General features: G+C 39.5%; 15 protein-coding genes. 14 read left to right on the plus strand and 1 reads right to left on the minus strand.

The annotated features are described in order from the left end of the window. Positions 1 to 164: 164 nt before the first annotated feature. Positions 165 to 935: an S-adenosyl-l-methionine hydroxide adenosyltransferase family protein gene (locus Q4534_RS02670; RefSeq protein ID WP_303611628.1), complete on the minus strand. Its 771-nt coding sequence runs from the start codon at positions 933 to 935 to the stop codon at positions 165 to 167. Positions 936 to 1035: 100 nt separating this feature from the next. Between Q4534_RS02670 and Q4534_RS02675 the strand changes: the two genes are divergently transcribed. The 14 genes from Q4534_RS02675 (at position 1036) to dnaN (ending at position 16451) form a co-directional block, all read left to right on the plus strand. Next, a complete protein-coding gene (locus Q4534_RS02675) occupies positions 1036 to 1998 on the plus strand; it encodes a PhoH family protein (RefSeq protein WP_303611629.1) in 963 nt (320 codons plus the stop codon). Continuing rightward, positions 1995 to 2441, plus strand: a complete 447-nt coding sequence (locus tag Q4534_RS02680) for a GNAT family N-acetyltransferase (RefSeq protein ID WP_303611630.1) — start codon at positions 1995 to 1997, stop codon at positions 2439 to 2441. The genes Q4534_RS02675 and Q4534_RS02680 overlap by 4 nt, the downstream gene beginning before the upstream one ends. A gap of 34 nt (positions 2442 to 2475) precedes the next feature. Next, on the plus strand, positions 2476 to 3036 hold the full coding sequence (locus tag Q4534_RS02685) for a DUF3575 domain-containing protein (protein WP_303611631.1): 561 nt from the start codon (positions 2476 to 2478) through the stop codon (positions 3034 to 3036). A 330-nt stretch (positions 3037 to 3366) separates the two neighbouring features. Beyond that, the gene (locus Q4534_RS02690) at positions 3367 to 5328 is read left to right on the plus strand and encodes a ComEC/Rec2 family competence protein (RefSeq protein ID WP_303611632.1); all 1962 of its coding nucleotides are present in this window, start codon (positions 3367 to 3369) and stop codon (positions 5326 to 5328) included. A 79-nt stretch (positions 5329 to 5407) separates the two neighbouring features. Further along, positions 5408 to 7330, plus strand: a complete 1923-nt coding sequence (locus Q4534_RS02695; RefSeq protein WP_303611633.1) for a RecQ family ATP-dependent DNA helicase — start codon at positions 5408 to 5410, stop codon at positions 7328 to 7330. Continuing rightward, a complete protein-coding gene (locus Q4534_RS02700) occupies positions 7327 to 7914 on the plus strand; it encodes a hypothetical protein (protein WP_303611634.1) in 588 nt (195 codons plus the stop codon). Before Q4534_RS02695 ends, Q4534_RS02700 begins: the two co-directional genes overlap by 4 nt. 3 nt (positions 7915 to 7917) lie before the next feature. Then, the gene (locus Q4534_RS02705) at positions 7918 to 8469 is read left to right on the plus strand and encodes an NUDIX hydrolase (protein WP_303611635.1); all 552 of its coding nucleotides are present in this window, start codon (positions 7918 to 7920) and stop codon (positions 8467 to 8469) included. 83 nt (positions 8470 to 8552) lie between these two features. Continuing rightward, positions 8553 to 9266: a tetratricopeptide repeat protein gene (locus Q4534_RS02710; protein WP_303611636.1), complete on the plus strand. Its 714-nt coding sequence runs from the start codon at positions 8553 to 8555 to the stop codon at positions 9264 to 9266. Then, positions 9266 to 10228 carry an L-threonylcarbamoyladenylate synthase gene (locus Q4534_RS02715; protein WP_303612013.1) on the plus strand — a complete coding sequence of 321 codons (963 nt, stop codon included), beginning with the start codon at positions 9266 to 9268 and terminating at the stop codon, positions 10226 to 10228. Before Q4534_RS02710 ends, Q4534_RS02715 begins: the two co-directional genes overlap by 1 nt. A 38-nt stretch (positions 10229 to 10266) precedes the next feature. Further along, complete coding sequence (locus tag Q4534_RS02720) at positions 10267 to 11466, plus strand: phosphoglycerate kinase (RefSeq protein ID WP_303611637.1); 1200 nt, start codon at positions 10267 to 10269, stop codon at positions 11464 to 11466. Between the two features lie 318 nt (positions 11467 to 11784). After that, positions 11785 to 12693, plus strand: a complete 909-nt coding sequence (gldA, locus tag Q4534_RS02725) for a gliding motility-associated ABC transporter ATP-binding subunit GldA (protein WP_303611638.1) — start codon at positions 11785 to 11787, stop codon at positions 12691 to 12693. Between the two features lie 4 nt (positions 12694 to 12697). Beyond that, positions 12698 to 13420 (plus strand): gliding motility-associated ABC transporter permease subunit GldF, encoded by a 723-nt coding sequence (gene gldF / locus Q4534_RS02730; protein ID WP_303611639.1) that lies wholly within the window; start codon positions 12698 to 12700, stop codon positions 13418 to 13420. Continuing rightward, positions 13413 to 15092, plus strand: a complete 1680-nt coding sequence (gene gldG / locus Q4534_RS02735) for a gliding motility-associated ABC transporter substrate-binding protein GldG (protein WP_303611640.1) — start codon at positions 13413 to 13415, stop codon at positions 15090 to 15092. Before gldF ends, gldG begins: the two co-directional genes overlap by 8 nt. Positions 15093 to 15326: 234 nt before the next feature. Beyond that, on the plus strand, positions 15327 to 16451 hold the full coding sequence (gene dnaN, locus Q4534_RS02740; protein WP_303611641.1) for a DNA polymerase III subunit beta: 1125 nt from the start codon (positions 15327 to 15329) through the stop codon (positions 16449 to 16451). Positions 16452 to 16853: the final 402 nt, after the last annotated feature.

Below are 16853 nucleotides of genomic sequence, written 5' to 3' on the forward strand. Positions count from 1 at the left end.
GTGTGGTATTTCCCATTCCTTGCTGAACGGGATGCAAATATGGGCAAAGAATTTTTTACAAACAAATATTTTGCCCCTCCGAAACCTCGTTTTTTTATCTTTTTTGTAGCCCAATCACACAAGGCCTATACTGCCAATGGGTTAATCCATTAATTATCAAAAATTTAAACTTCAAAATTGATAAAAATAGGACTGTCGTATCTTAAACCTAATAATTCTGCCCCATGCCCATGGTTAATGCCAATTTCCAATAAATCCAAGCTATTAAAGAATGCCCAACAATCGCCGGGTTCAACTTCATCGTAATTGGTTTGAAGTTGCTGAAGGGACTCCCTGCCAAAAACAATCTCAAATTTCCCGGGATTTAATTTTTCAAAGACCTCCTTGGGAATATTGGTGATCAGGTTGCCATAGATGTCTACCCGGAGCACATAGCCTACTATTTGTTTCTTGCTCGCCTTAAAGTGTCTTCCCATCATTTTTTTGATGGCTTGTAAAGGACCTCCAAAGTCATGAATGGCTGCACCACTGGCCACTTTGGCGGCTATTGGTGCTAGAATATCTTTTGCCGGAAAGGAACTGTTTTTTATATGAATGTCTGAAAATTTGACAATAATACCGGGATCATGATCTGCAAGCATGCTCAATACCCCATTGTTTGGCCCAATAAATATATGTTCATTAAGCTTGATGCCGACATAGCCGTCTGTAATGCTACTTGTAGTATTTAAGGCAACAAGGTGAACAGTGCCCTTAGGAAAATCGTTATAAATGGACCGCAATAAAAAAGCGGCATGGGCAATGTCATACAAAGCAATTTCATGGCTAATGTCAACAATGGTTAACTGGGGATTGATGGATAGCATTTTGGCCTTGACTGCTGGTACATAGTAGTCTGAGTTGCCAAAATCTGAAATGAATGTTACCAAAGCCATATAAGTAAGTCAATTAAAAATTCGTACTTTTGCGTTAAGGATGCACAAAAATAGGTATTTTTAATTTGTTTTTAGAATTAGGTAAACAGAAGAAAACATATTGGTAGAAAAAGTCATTACATTGGAAAACGTTTCCCTCCTGGATTTCCTGGGCTCGGAAAACGAAAATATCAGGCAGATTTCTGCCGCTTTTCCCCAGAGTAAAATTGTTTCTAGGGGCAATGAAATCAGAATCAAAGGACAAGCACCGGAAATTCTTAAAATCAATGATATTTTAAACATGCTTTTGGAGCATTTTAACCGCTATGGTTTGGTTACTCCGGAGAATGTGAAGGAATACATTGATTTGGAAGGTACCCCTCAAAAAAAATCAGAAAACATCAATGCAGTTATTCTCTATGGAAACAAAGGGGTAATTGTTCGTCCCAAATCCCCCAACCAGAAAAAACTAGTTGATGCTTCTTATAAAAATGACCTTGTTTTTGCTTTAGGTCCTGCCGGTACGGGTAAAACTTATATAGCGGTGGCTTTAGCAGTAAGGGCTTTGAAAAATAGGGAGGTAAAAAGGATTATCATTACTAGACCTGCAGTGGAAGCGGGAGAAAACCTTGGTTTCCTTCCCGGAGATCTTCAGGAAAAATTAGACCCTTATCTAAGGCCCATTTATGATGCTTTAAGTGATATGGTGCCTACCGAAAAGCTAAGGTTTTATCAGGAAAATAGGGTGATTGAAATCGCTCCTCTTGCCTATATGAGGGGGCGGACCTTGCATGATGCCTTTGTTTTGTTGGATGAAGCGCAAAACACCACCTCAGAACAAATCAAAATGTTCCTCACTAGAATGGGGCCTAATTCCAAAGTGATCATTACAGGGGACCAATCTCAAGTAGATCTCCCTACCCGGCAAAAATCAGGTTTGCGGGAATCGCTTCGAATTCTAAAAGGAGTAAAAGGAATAGGAGTGGTCAACCTTTCAGGAAGCGATGTGGTACGACATAAACTCGTAAAATCCATTATTGAAGCTTACGAGAAAAATGAAGTGGAAACGAAACCTGCCAAATGACCTTAGCAGTAAAAAAAATTACAGAGGAAAGTTCACTGGAAAAGGCTTTTTATATTCGTGAACAGGTTTTTGTAAAAGAACAAAATGTGGCTCCTGAAGAGGAATATGATTCCTTCGAAAACTTGGCAACACATTTTCTTGTTGTGGATGGAGACTTGGGCCTCGGGACTGCACGGTGGAGGTTTACCAAAACTGGCATCAAACTTGAAAGATTTGCTGTGCTAAAAGCCTATAGAGGGCTTGGTGTGGGAGGAATGTTGGTGAGAGCAGTGTTGGAAGATGTGTTGAAAGATCCCTCAAATAAGAATAAAACAATATATTTGCATGCCCAAGTGACAGCCTTGGGTTTGTATGAAAAGCACGGGTTTGAAAAAGTAGGGGCGCGCTTTATGGAATGTGATATTGCGCACTTCCTAATGTATTATAAACCAAAAGGATATTAAACAGAGTATTTTAATTTTAGTTAACAGTTTTTTTATGAAAAATTTTATAGGTGCATTGTTATTATTAGTGTTTTTTGGGAGTATTCAAGCAAAGGCACAATCTCTTGAAAATCCAGGTCTTCCTAAGAATGAGGTGAAATTAAATATTTTCAATACAATCATTAATGGCTCATTAGAGCTTGGTTACGAGCATTTTCTTGATCAAAATCAGTCTATAGGTTTTGGAATGACATTTATGGACCGCTTTGCCTATGTTGGTGATGGAGGAGATGGAAAAGATTTTCAGGCCACTAGTGCCACCTTGTCTTACAATTATTACTTTGTAACTGAATCAAACCCATCAGGAATTTACGTATTTCCTTTCTTGAAGTACAGGGGAGGATCCTTTACAGAAGTCTTGGAGGACGTTGGAACTGTAGAAACTTCTATGAATAGCTTTATCATTGGATTTGGTGCCGGATATAAATGGGTGCACAATGATAAGTTTGCGCTGGGTCCATACGTGAGTTTAGCCAGAGGCTTTAACGACGAAGTAAGCGATCGCTTTGAGCCGGTAGAGTTCAATGGAGGTTTTACCATTGGTTTTAGGTTCTAAAAACACTTTCAATATCTTCTTTATTAGAAGCCCATCAAATCCGGCTGGTTATGCTTGATTTGATGGGCTTTTTCTTTTTTTCTTATTAGTGGCTATAAACAGGATGTTTTTCCTATAGTTGATTTTATCCTAAAAGTTAACTAAATTCTATTTCGAAAGCCTTGGGTCAAGTTTACACAAAAGAGACATGTCTCTCTTGACCCAGGGACTCATGGATAACTGTCGATCAAGTTGGCAGCTTAATTATCAGTTAAGCGGTCAGGAGCTTCTGAAAGAATTCATCGGAAGATTAGTAAAGCGCTAGGGTTTAGGTGTTTTTTCCGTCCATACATGAAATTCAATGAATTTCCATTTATTCGTTATACCATTTTCTTTGTTGCCGGAGTTTTGCTCTACCCAATAACAAAGCAATTTTTTGGTGAAGCAATATTGGTCGGTCTGCTTTCTTGTTTAGTGGGCTATATAGGATTAACATTTGCCTACAGCCCCAAAAATAGGACTTATTTTAAGGCGCTACTTCCTTTTTTGGCCTACCTCTGTTTGCTTTTTTCCGGAATGTATGTGGCGTCTTTAAGAGATGTGGATTTAATTCCTGATCACCTGATTCACTTTTCTAAAATTAAAAGTTACTTGGCAGAGGTGAATGAGGCAGACCAAATCAAACCAAATAGCCTTGGGAATAGGCTGTCAGTCCAAGCTGTTGAAACCAGCGATGGATGGTTCCCGGCACAAGGAGAAGTTCAAATTTATCATCAAAGCACCATGCCTTTAGTGCCGGGGGCTGTGATTCATATAAAGGGTGCACCCCGTTTGATTGCTCCACCTGCCAATCCCTCCATGTTTGATTATTCGGAATACATGGCCAGAAAAGGGATTTATTTCAGTCATTTTATAGGGAAGAAATTCTCGCTGGTATCTAGGCCGGAAAAGGCCTCTTGGTCTTCTGTAATTGTTGCTTGGCGCCAATACTTAAAGGAGAAGATCGAGACCCATATTAAGGATTCTCAGGCGCAGCAAATTGCCTCGGCTTTATTATTAGGGCAAAAACAAGATTTGGATAAGGGGCTGAGAGAAGCTTATGCGACAGCTGGGGCCATGCATATTTTAGCCGTTTCAGGTTTGCATGTAGGCATTGTTTATGGCTTTTTTTTCTTACTGTTTAGGCCCACAAAAATGAAAGGATTAAAAAGAGCGACCTACCTATTAGGAATTGTCGGAGTGATTTGGTTTTACGCCATCTTAACCGGCCTTTCTCCTTCAGTACTTAGGTCGGCCACCATGTTTACTTTTATCTGTCTGGCACAAATGAATTCCAGAAACCCTTCCATTTTTAACCCCTTGGCCCTTTCAGCTTTGTTACTTTTGGTTTATGACCCCTTTTTGATCTATGCTGTAGGATTTCAATTAAGTTATGTCGCCTTATTGGGAATCTTATTATTTCAACCGCTTATTAGAAAAATTTGGCATCCTAAAACCAAAGGACTCCGATACCTTTGGGACATCACCAGTGTTGGGTTAGCGGCACAGTTGACCACTTTCCCTCTTGCGGTTCATTATTTCCATGTATTCCCTACCTATTTTATTTTTACCAATCTGCTAGCTATTCCGGCGGCATTTGTCATCATGTCTATTGGTGTTCCATTCTTATTGTTTGCAGCCGTTCCCAGTATGGCTCAAGTTCTTGGTTGGCTCTTGAATTATACCATTCAATTTCTGAATCTGGGAGTATTTGGCTTGCAGAAACTGCCTTTTGCTCGCATGGATGGTTTGTATATGCAATTGACTGAAATGATTTTGTACTGGGCCTTTCTCTTTGGCCTTTATCAATGGATTGAAGACAAGAAAAAATACAGGCTTGTGGCAATATTTGCCTTGGTTTTTGTGCTGGGATTTTATCGGATAATTTTAAGCTTAGATAGGGTTTCGGAGGAGTATATGGTCATCTACAAGCTTAATAAAGGTGTGGTAATGGATTACAACCACCAAGGCCAGCTTTATACAATTGAATGGGAGGTAGATGCTGAAGAGCTAAATTATAACATTCGACCCCATAGGGTCAAAGTAATGGGGGTGCCTTCAAAGCCTCTTGCTTTTTGGGTCAAGGAGGGGTTGTGTAGGATCTCTCTCCCGGGGAATAAAGAATTGCTGTTGGATGCCAATACTTTTTTGCCAACGGTATTTCAAGGTTTGAGCTTGTATTTTTGGGAGAATGGAAAATGGTGGCCACACCAAGAAGCTAGCCCTCAAGATCCCTTTTCTAAAGGAGCAATTAAAATAAGTTTCAACAATTAAGAGCAGGCCTTGTGAATGGGGCCGATGAAACGTAATTTGTATAAAAATTGTATGCAAAAAGCAGCTCAATTGCCACTCTATGGATAAACAAGATACTTCAGCGCTGGCAATCCTAAAGAAATTCTTTGGGTACCAAGATTTCCGCCCCCTTCAGGGAGAGATAGTTAAGGCTATTTCTGAGGGGAAGGATTCTTTGGTGTTATTGCCGACAGGTGGAGGGAAATCCATTTGTTTTCAGGTGCCGGCCCTGATGAATGAGGGACTTTGTTTGGTGATTAGTCCATTAATTGCCTTGATGAAGGATCAGGTAGATCAATTGAAAAGTAGGGGTGTTAAAGCCATGGCTATTCATTCCGGGCTAAGAAAAAGGGAGATTGATACCCTCTTGGACAATTGTGTTTATGGAGATTATAAATTTTTATATGTTTCTCCGGAAAGGCTAAAAACCGAGCTATTCATAGAGCGCTTCAAAAAAATGAATATCAACCTCATTGCAGTGGATGAAGCCCATTGTATTTCTCAATGGGGCTATGATTTTAGGCCTTCTTACTTGGAGATAGTCAAAATAAGAGCGTATTTCCCGGAGGTGCCTATGGTGGCCCTTACCGCATCTGCAACCCTTAAAGTAAGGGCTGATATTATAGAGAAATTGGAACTGAAAGCACCTTCTATTTTTGTAAAATCCTTTAGAAGGGAGAATTTATCTTATGCTGTTCGCTGGGTAGAGAATAAGCTGGAGAAGGCTGTAGAAATACTTCAAAAAGTGCCCGGAAGTGCCATTGTCTATACCAGAAGCAGGAAAGGTACCAAGGCTGCCGCACAGCAACTCAATCAGTTAGGGATTGCGGCCACTTTTTACCATGCAGGCTTAGATCAGAATACAAGGAATGAACGACAAGGAAGTTGGATTCGGGGAGATATACGGGTGATGGTGGCTACCAATGCTTTTGGGATGGGGATAGACAAGGCGGATGTACGGTTGGTGATACATTTGGATCTTCCGGAAAACCTTGAAAACTATTACCAAGAAGCCGGAAGAGCGGGGCGTGATGGCATCAGGGCCTATGCGGTGCTTTTGGTACGAGAAAAAGACTGTATCGCTTTGAAGGAAATGGCAGAGATAGCCTACCCTCCCGAGGAGATGCTTAAAAAAGTATACCAGTGTTTGGCAAACTATTATCGACTGGCCGTAGGGAGTGCCAATATGGTGAGCTTTGATTTTGATTTTCTTGACTTTACCAGCTCCTATAATTTAGATATTTCGCTCACCTACAATTCCATAAAAGTTTTACAAGAAGAAGCTTTATTGCTTTTTTCTGAGAGTGTTTTCCTTCCTTCATCATTGCATTTTCTGGTTTCACAAAGCAAAGTATATGAAGCCCAGATTGCCTATGCCAAATTGGATCCATTGATTAAATTATTATTGCGAATGTATGGTGGAGAACTCTTTGTAAACTATATTCATATAAGTGAAAGTAAAATTGCCCAACTGCTGAAAGTCTCGGAGCAAGAGATTTTGCATATGTTGAAGAGGATGGATGAACTTGGGCTGGTAGATTATTCAGGGAGAAAAGATCAACCGCAAATAACCTTTGTTACACCTAGATTAGATGCAGGAGCTTTGCCTTTAAACAGAAAGAGAATAAGGGAAAGAAGAGAGGAAGCAGTTAGCAAAGCGGCAGAAATCATAGAATATGTTAAAAATAATAAAATTTGTCGTACGGGGCAGATTGTGAATTATTTTGGAGAGAAAAGTGATTTTACCTGTGGTATTTGTGACAATTGTGTTCAAAATAAAAAAGATAATAATAAGGCGTTTTTGAAGAAAAAATTGATTGATCAAATACTTAAAACTTTAACATCAGGAGTGGCGTTTTCATTAGAGGAGTTATTTACTGAAATCGGTGAAACCGTAGATGATTTTTCTGTTGGTTTGATTAGGGAATTGGAGGATGAGGGATTGATTTTCACAGAAAAAAATGGTAAAATCAAATTGAAATGAAGTTTATAGATTCATTATTAGGAAATCTGTTTACCGGAAAAAGTAACCGGGCAGTCATTAGGGAGAATTTTACCCGCTCACAGCAGGAAGAGCAGGAGGTTTCCTTATGGTTGGAAGGGGAAGAAGGGACAGGAACCTTGAAAATGGTCTATGATAATTACCATTTGAACCGGGCCGGAGTTAATAAACGTCCTGAAGTTCACCTGTTTCAATCTTCCTATGCCAATGGGTTTGCCGTGATATACAGTGATCCATTTACAATGGAGAGCTTCCCTAAATTGTTTTTTGGTTTGGGGCAAAGGATGTTGGATTTGGGATACAGGAAAGTAAGCATGGACCGTAAAATTGATGAAGTAAATGATCAAGTAAGGACGACTGAAAAATTGTACTTTAAACCCTTAACTTCAGGGGAGGCCTTTTCAGGAAAAATTGATCAGCTATTTGGAAATGTAAGCTTAGAAAAGATATATTTAGACAATAAGCCCGACTATCTGAAAGTTCTGGTAACATTGTATTCCGACAGGCAATACCATGATGCCAAGCCTTTTGACCAGTTTATGGATAAATTATTCAAAGCAGATTAGTATATGGACAGAGAAAATCTAAAGTGCTTGATTGAAAATTACAGGACACCATTTGAAGAGGAAAAAGCCATGGTACCCGGGTTTTTGGAACTTCTAAATGATCCTGATGCTTTCAAAAGAGAAAGAAAAGCCGGGCATTTCACAGCCTCTGCATGGATTGTAAATAAAAGGCGTACACATGCGCTACTTACGCTCCACAGAAAACTTCAGCGTTGGCTCCAATTAGGGGGCCATGCAGATGGTAATGAAAACCTTTTGGAAGTAGCTTTAAAGGAAGCGCAGGAAGAAAGTGGTTTACAATCCATCCGATTGGTAGACAAATCTATCTTTGATTTGGATCGGCATGTGATTCCGGCAAATGATAAGGAAGAAAGACATTTTCATTATGATGTTAGGTTCTTAATAGAAGCAGAAATGGATGAGCCGCTGATCATAAGCCCGGAGAGCAAGGATCTTGCATGGGTGGGCTTTGACCTGACTGCAGAATTGGTTGGTTTCAATGATTCAGTATTGAGGATGTTGGAGAAAACCAGTAAATCTGAGATTCTATTGTAAGACTTTTCTTAGTACTTGTTTTTTGTTCAAACCTTAAGTGGTTTGTGCATCAAGTATTCTTATCTTTGCAAAAAAATAATGAAATGCGTAAAAATATATGGAGTAGCTTCATTGTTCTCTTTTTCCTGATTTCCTGCCAACCTTCTTCGGAGGAGCTGTTTGAAGCCGGGATAGTGGCTTTGGATGAACAGGATTTTGACACAGCAATTGGGCATTTAAACAGACTGGTGGAAAATGACACTAGTCATGCTCCGGCGTGGAATGCCAGGGGGGTGATATTTTTCCAAACCGGTAAATGGGATGATGCCATTGATTCTTTTTCCAGATCCATTGAATTGGATGAAAACAACTATAAGCCCTTTTTTAATAGGGGAAATGTTTACATGGAAAAAGAGGAATATAAAAAGGCCTTGGTTGATTATAACCGGGCAAACGGCCTTGATTTTAATCAGGTAGATATCTATTACAACCGTGGTCTTGCCCTGTTGGGGCTTGAAATGTATGAAGATGCCTTGATTGATTTTGACAAGGCGCTGCACGCAAATCCTGAACAACCACAGGTTTTATTCAACAAAGCAAAAGCCCATTTGGGTAATAATGACCCCTTAACTGCTATCGCTACTTTAGAAGAGTTGACCAGAATAGATAAGCGAAATGGCGCTGCTTTTTACCTTTTGGGTGTAACGGAAATGAGTGCCCTGGGTAACAAAGATAAAGGCTGTGAGTATCTTCAAACGGCCTTGTCCTTGGGGTATACGCAAGCAAAAGATTGGATAGACGAATTTTGCGCGGAATAATGGCTGAGATTGGTAAAGACATTGAAAAATCGGCAGCATTATTGTCCGACGGGCAATTGGTCGCTATTCCCACAGAGACGGTTTATGGATTGGCTGGAAATGCTTTAGATGAAAATGCAGTATTGCAGATTTTTAAAGCGAAAAATAGGCCGAAATTTGACCCTTTAATTGTCCATTTACCGGGCATTGATCAGGTGCATGCCTATGTTGAATTCATCCCGGATGAGTTAAAGGCCTTGGCGGAAGCTTTTTGGCCTGGACCCCTTACATTACTACTGCCAAAAAAAACCATTATTCCTGACTTGGTCACTAGTGGCTTGTCAAAGGTGGGCGTAAGGGTGCCCAACCATCCTTTGACGCGTAGTTTATTGGATTTGGTGGATTTCCCCTTGGCTGCTCCAAGTGCCAATCCTTTTGGTTATATCAGTCCTACTAGTGCCAGCCATGTAGCGAATCACCTCGGCGACAAGTTGTCCTATATTTTGGATGGAGGTTCTTGTGATGTTGGTTTGGAAAGCACCATTGTAGGCATGGAGCAAGGTCAAGTGATTATTTACCGGCTTGGAGGGGTATCAGTAAATGATATAGAAAAGTTGGTAGGTAATGTATTGATTTTACCTCAGTCAAGTAGCAATCCCCAATCACCGGGGATGTTAAAAAGCCATTATGCGCCAAGAAAGCCGATGGTTTTAGGGAATTTGGATGAGTTGATGCAACAATACCATAATGACAAAGAAAATTTAGCTGTACTTTCTTTTAAACGGTTTTTTCCTGAAGTAAAGGCAGTAAATCAAGTAGTATTAAGTGAATCAGGTGATTATGACGAAGCCGCAAGAAACCTGTTTTCCGCCATGCGTTCCTTGGATGATACCGCCGCTACAATAATTTTGGCTGAGGAATTACCGGAAATACATTTGGGTAAAGCGATAAATGATCGGTTAAGAAGGGCTGCTGCCAAATAAAATGTTTATTTTTGACGTATATATTAAACCTACAAAGCATGAACAATCGAATTAAAACAGTAGATAACGTTGATTTCAGTGGAAAAAAAGCACTTGTTAGGGTGGATTTTAACGTTCCTTTGGACGATCAACATACCATTACAGACAATACGAGAATTGTATCTGCAGTCCCAACCATCAAAAAAATCCTTAATGATGGAGGATCAGTTGTGCTAATGTCTCACCTTGGAAGACCCAAATCTGGTCCTGAGGATAAGTTTTCCCTTAGGCACATTATCACTGAGTTGAACAAAGAACTTGAAGTATCGGTGAAATTTGCCAAAGATTGTATTGGCACAGAAGCGACTCAGTTGTCTACAAGTCTTAATCCGGGAGAAGTTTTATTATTGGAAAACTTAAGGTTCCACAAAGAAGAGACAAAAGGAGACAAGGAGTTTGCAAGAAAATTAGCACAGCATGGAGACATTTACGTAAATGATGCATTTGGTACGGCACATAGAGCACATGCCTCCACTGCAATTGTTGCTGAGTTTTTCAATGACAAAGTGGCCGGCTATTTGATGCAGGCAGAACTTGAAAACGCAGAGAAAGTTTTGGGTTCTCCTGAAAGGCCATTTACAGCCATTATGGGAGGAGCAAAAATTTCCGATAAAATTTTGCTCATAGATAAATTGTTAGACAAGGTTGATAACTTGATCATTGGTGGTGGGATGTCTTATACCTTTGCCAAGGCTCAAGGTGGAACCATAGGCGATTCCTTGCTTGAAGCAGATAAGATGCCCCTTGCCCTGGAGCTTATAGAAAAGGCCAAGCAAAAGAATGTAAACCTTATTCTCCCTGATGATGCGGTTACCAGCACAGACTTTGCAAATGATGCAGAACAAAGTACAGCCAAAAAAGGACAAATTCCTGATGGTTGGATGGGATTGGATATTGGTCCGGATACAAGAGTGAAATTTGCAAATATTTTAAAAGACTCTAAAACAATTCTTTGGAATGGTCCTATGGGTGTTTTTGAAATGAGTAGCTTTGAAAAAGGCACCAAAGCAGTAGCAGAAGCAGTTGTTGCAGCCACTGAAAATGGATCTTTTACCCTAATTGGTGGTGGAGATTCAGCTGCAGCTGTGAATAAGTTTGGCTTTGGAGAAAAAGTTTCCTTTGTATCTACAGGTGGAGGCGCATTGTTAGAGTTGATGGAAGGAAAAGTTTTACCGGGTGTAAAAGCTTTAGAGCCATAAAATTGGGTTATACTCAACACAACTAATTGCTTTAAAAGCAGGAGATGAAAGGAGCTTAGTTTTTTTATTAAACTTTCATTTCTGTGCTTCTTATATATGAATATTAGTCAGACACCGTTATCTTTATAACGGTGTCTGCTTTTTTACAAGCATTTTTATTGCTGAATCAAATTTAATTACCCATTGTTCGGTTAATAATTATTGGAGATAAGTGGATGCTAAAGGATGAGTATTTGATACTGTATTCACCCAATTAAAGAATTTTAGCCTAGAACAGTAGTGAAGGCCTCTACTTCCGGATTGATTTTCATTTGAACCATGTCCATAGAAATTAATCATCTTTCAAAAAGTTTTGGGGAGCAAAAAGTGCTCAATGATATAAGCTTTCAAGCAAGCCCCGGTCAGGTTTTAGGTTTTTTGGGACCCAATGGTGCCGGCAAATCTACCACCATGAAAATCATTACCGGTTATTTACAAGCCGATGCAGGAGAAGCTTTGGTCAACGGGATTTCTGTTAAGAAGCACCCCATAGCTGTGAGTAAATTAATTGGTTACCTCCCGGAACACAATCCCTTGTATGATGAAATGTATATTCCTGAATTTTTATCCTTTATAGGAGGGCTTTACCAGATGAAGAAAAAGCATCGCCTGGAAAGGGTGGAAATGGTGATGGATCAGTGTGGTTTAACAGAAGAAAGGCACAAAAGAATAGGTAATTTGTCCAAAGGCTATAGGCAAAGGGTTGGGTTGGCGAAAAGCCTTGTCCACGACCCTGAAATTATCATCTTAGATGAGCCAACCACCGGATTGGACCCCAACCAATTGGTTGAAATAAGGCAACTTATTAAAGCGATTAGCCAGGATAAAACGCTAGTTTTAAGTACGCATATCATGCAGGAAGTGGAGATATTATGCGACAAAGTGGTGATAATAAAAAAGGGGAAAGTGGTAGCCCAAGATGCCCTGCAGAGCCTTAAAGCCAAAGCAGGAAAATCTATCGTTTTGTTGGAAACCGAAGAAAGCTTAGAAACCGAATGGCTTGATGGACTTTCCTACAGTAATGTAGAAATAAAACAGCCCGGACAAATGGCCTTCACTTGCAAGGATCCTAAAAAATTAAGAGCTGAGATTATTGAATTGGTTCAAAGTCGGGGGCTTAATCTGGTAAGCATTCGTCAGGAAGAGAAGAACCTGGAATCAGTTTTTCAAAGCTTAACTCAAAATTAGTAGTATGCTAAGTCTGTTTAAAAAAGAGGTCAATGCTTTTTTTAGTAATTTATCTGCCTATCTAATTACTGCTGTTTTCTTGGTTTCATTGGGTTTGATTGTATGGGTGTTTCCTGGTACCAGTGTTTTAGACTATGGTTATGCAGATCTTGAACCTTTGTTTAGTTATACTCCATTTGTTTTTATATTTCTTCTGCCGGCAATTACGATGAGGATGGTAGCTGAGGAAAAAAAATCCGGAACTTGGGAGTTGTTAAAGACTTCCCCTTTGAAAAATTACCAGATAGTACTTGCCAAATACTTGGCTGCCTTAGTGCTTTTGTTTTTTTCTCTTATTCCTACCTTGGTTTACTATTTCAGTATTGTTCAGCTAGGTGATACCATTGGCAATATAGACAGTGCCGGATTTTTCGGTGCTTATATAGGATTGTTTTTGGTGGGTGCCTTATTTGCTGCTGTGGGTTTATTTAGTTCCTCCATTACTTCCAATCAAATTGTTTCTTTTGTGGTTGCCGTTTTCTTGTCTTTTCTCTTGTATGGAGGGATTGGTGCATTGGCCACCTTGAGCTCAGGAGATCAAGCATTATTGTTACAAGGACTGGGGGCAGACTTTCATTATGAACAAATGGGAAGAGGGGTAATTGTCTCAGAAAACATTTATTATTTCATTGGAATGATACTTACCTTTTTGGTATGTTCCTGGGTTATGATCAATAAAGATGAATAGAAAATACAGCGCTCTACTTTACGGAATCTTGGCCATATCATTGATTTGGTTTTTGGTCCTTAATTTGGACAAATGGTGGTCTTTTAGACTCGATATGACCGAAGAGGGGAAGTACAGCATCGGGCAGGCCACCCTAGATGTACTGGAAGATATGGACGGACCATTGGAGGTAGATATTTTGTTGATGGGAGACTTGCCTCCGGGAATGAAGCGATTTCAAAGGAATATTGAACAAATCCTGAAAACCTTCCGCTCCTATAGCCGGGAGGAAATTAGTATTAATTATGTGGATCCTTTAGCTGTTGCAGGGGATAGTAGTGAACAATATATTATCAAATTGGCAGATTATGGCATCAATCCCACCAATCTGCATTCCAACAGGAACGGGACACAAGCTACACAGCTGATTTTTCCGGGAATAGTATTGAGGTCTCCTACCAAAGAAACCGGCGTTTTGCTGCTGAAGGGAGAACTGGGCATGGGGCCTGAGGAAACCTTGAACTTGTCCATTGAAAATTTGGAGTTTGAAATTGGACAGGCGATTAAAAGGTTGTATGCCGTAAATAAGCGCGCTATTGGAATAATAATAGGGCAAGGAGAAATGGAAGAGGATGAAGGGTATGGCATGGTGGAGGCTCTTAATGAGGATTTCGAAGTGTATAAAGTTCCTTTTGAGCAAGCCAAAAGTGTGGAGGATCTTTTGACATTTGAGGTTTTGATTGTGGCAGGTCCCAAAGTCGCCTATGGAGAAAGGGAAAAATATTTGTTGGACCAATTTCTAATGTATGGTGGCAATATTCTTTTCATGATGGACCAAATGACCATTAACCTTGAAGAAGCAGGAGGGAATGGAACGGTGGCCATGCCTTTTGATTCCGGTATCGATGACCTGCTTTTTCGTTATGGGGTACGGATTAATAAGGATTTGATTAAGGATTTGAATTTTGGCTATTATCCGGTAGTTTCAGGTGAGTTTGGCAATCAACCTCAAATTGTTCCTTTGCCCTGGCCATTTTATGTGCAAGCTGGAAAAATGGCAAGCCATCCGATCACCAAAGGCTTAGATTTGGTGCAGTTTCGCTTTGTTAGTAGCATTGATACCGTGAAAGCTGATCAGGTGAAGAAGACACCTTTAATTTTTTCCAGCAATTATAGCCGAAGGGAAAGTGCCCCTGTTAGGGTGGCTTTTAAAGACATGTCAAAAGAACCTGATATAAAATCATTCAATAGCGGAAGCCTTCCTTTGGTTTACCTTTTGGAAGGCAAGTTCACATCCTTTTTCAAAAACCGTTTTGTGCCGGATGAATTTGATGCAAGCAAAATTCTGCCTGAAAGCAATGGAGGTAAGATTTTGGTGGCCGGTGATGCGGAAGTTTTTAAAAGCTGGGTAAAACCTCAAGATCAAATACCACTGCCTTTAGGAAACAATCCCTTCTCTGAAAAAAGCACGGCAAATAGGACCTTCTTGCAAAATACGGTGAATTATATGGTATACCCTGAGGGGATCATTGCCAGTAAAAATAAGGAGTTTGAAATCCGCCCACTGAACAAAGTGAAAATAAAACAACAGCGATCCATGTGGCAGGTGATTAATGTGGTGCTGCCGGTGCTATTGGTGATTTTTATTGGTTGGCTCAAACAGTTTCTTAGGAAGAGAAAATATGTGAAATGACGGGGTTTTTAAATTTGATTTAAAAAATCAAATTAATTTTATCCGATCAAATTAAAACCATATGAGGGCTTTTGTAATTTTATTTATAACTTTACCCTGTTAAATCCATCGGAATTTAAAATTGCGTCTCAATTGCTGAGAAGCATTGGCTAAAAAGGCTAAATTTTACGATACCGAGTAATAATTTGGATTTGCGATAATTTTTATTGTGACTGAATTAAAAAAAACAAACATATGAAATTTATTGTTTCTTCTTCTTCACTTTTGAAGCATCTCTCCGCAATAAATGGGGTGGTAACCACCAACCCCGTTGTGCCTATTTTAGAGAACTTCCTTTTCGAAATATTGGACAGCAAGCTTACGGTTACAGCTTCCGATTTGCAAACATCAATGACTACGGAAATTGAGGTGGAGGCAAAGGAGGACGGTAATATTGCAGTTCCTGCGAAAATCCTGATTGAAACACTAAAAAATCTTCCCGAACAACCTGTAACCTTTAGCATAGATAAGGAAACTTACAGTGTTGAAATCAGTTCAGACAACGGACGTTATAAATTGGCCGGTGAAAACGCTACGGATTTTCCTAGGATTCCTAGTGTGACCAATGCTTCCACTGTAGAGATGTCTACAGATGTTTTGAGTAGCGCCATTGCCAATACCATTTTTGCTACAAGTAATGATGAGTTGAGACCTGCAATGACCGGTGTGTTTATAAACCTAAGCAGTACCAATACTACTTTTGTAGCTACTGATGGGCATCGATTGATCCGTTATAGAAGGGTTGATATTGCTTCTCAGGAAGCTTCCAGTATAATTGTGCCAAGGAAAGCCCTCAATCTTTTGAAGTCTACCCTCCCGGCCGAAAATGTACCGGTGACCGTTGAGTTTAATAGTAGCAATGCCTATTTTAAGTTCAACAATATCAAAATGATTTGTAGGTTGATTGATGAGCGTTTCCCTGATTATGAAAATGTAATCCCTGCAGACAATAACAATGACATGGTCATTAATAGGCAAGAATTTTTAGGATCATTAAAAAGAATTGCCATTTATGCCAATAAAACCACCCATCAGGTAAGGTTGAAATTGACAGGAAGTGAATTGCAAATTTCAGCCGAAGATCTTGACTTCTCCAATGAAGCAAATGAGAGATTATCTTGTGAGCATGAAGGAGAGGACATAGAGATAGGCTTTAACGCTAAGTTTTTAGTAGAAATGTTAAACAATATTTCAGCCAAGGAAGTGACCTTGAAATTTAGCGCTCCCAATAGAGCAGGCTTGATTTTACCTTCTGATCTTAATGAAAATGAAGATATCTTGATGCTTGTAATGCCGGTAATGTTGAGCAATTACGTTTAAAATATTAACCTTACATTCAAAATTTTTCATAAAAGCCCTGTTTTTCAGGGCTTTTTTTTATCTAATTTATTTTTGATAGATCAGGGTTTTGTACTGTGTTTTCCTTTAAATGGATACCCTCTTGTAGGTGTTGATATCGCTTCAAAATCAGTCACTTCGTTATTGTTTAGCAATTTTCTTTTGGTTGCAACCCTCCCTGAGAAAGTTAAAGTGAAGCATCAAGAACTCTATTAAATAATCCTACTTGAAATTTATCATCGGGGACTGTTTGACTTTTAACTTGCTGCTATTATGGAAAAGTCAACATCTGAATGTCGATGATATTTATTACGACCAATTTATTGCTCTTCCCTTTTTAAATCATTTTTTAATAAAATATAGGCAATGGCAAACATCTTCAGT

The organism is Cyclobacterium sp. 1_MG-2023 (assembly GCF_030546805.1).
Taxonomy (GTDB): domain Bacteria; phylum Bacteroidota; class Bacteroidia; order Cytophagales; family Cyclobacteriaceae; genus Cyclobacterium.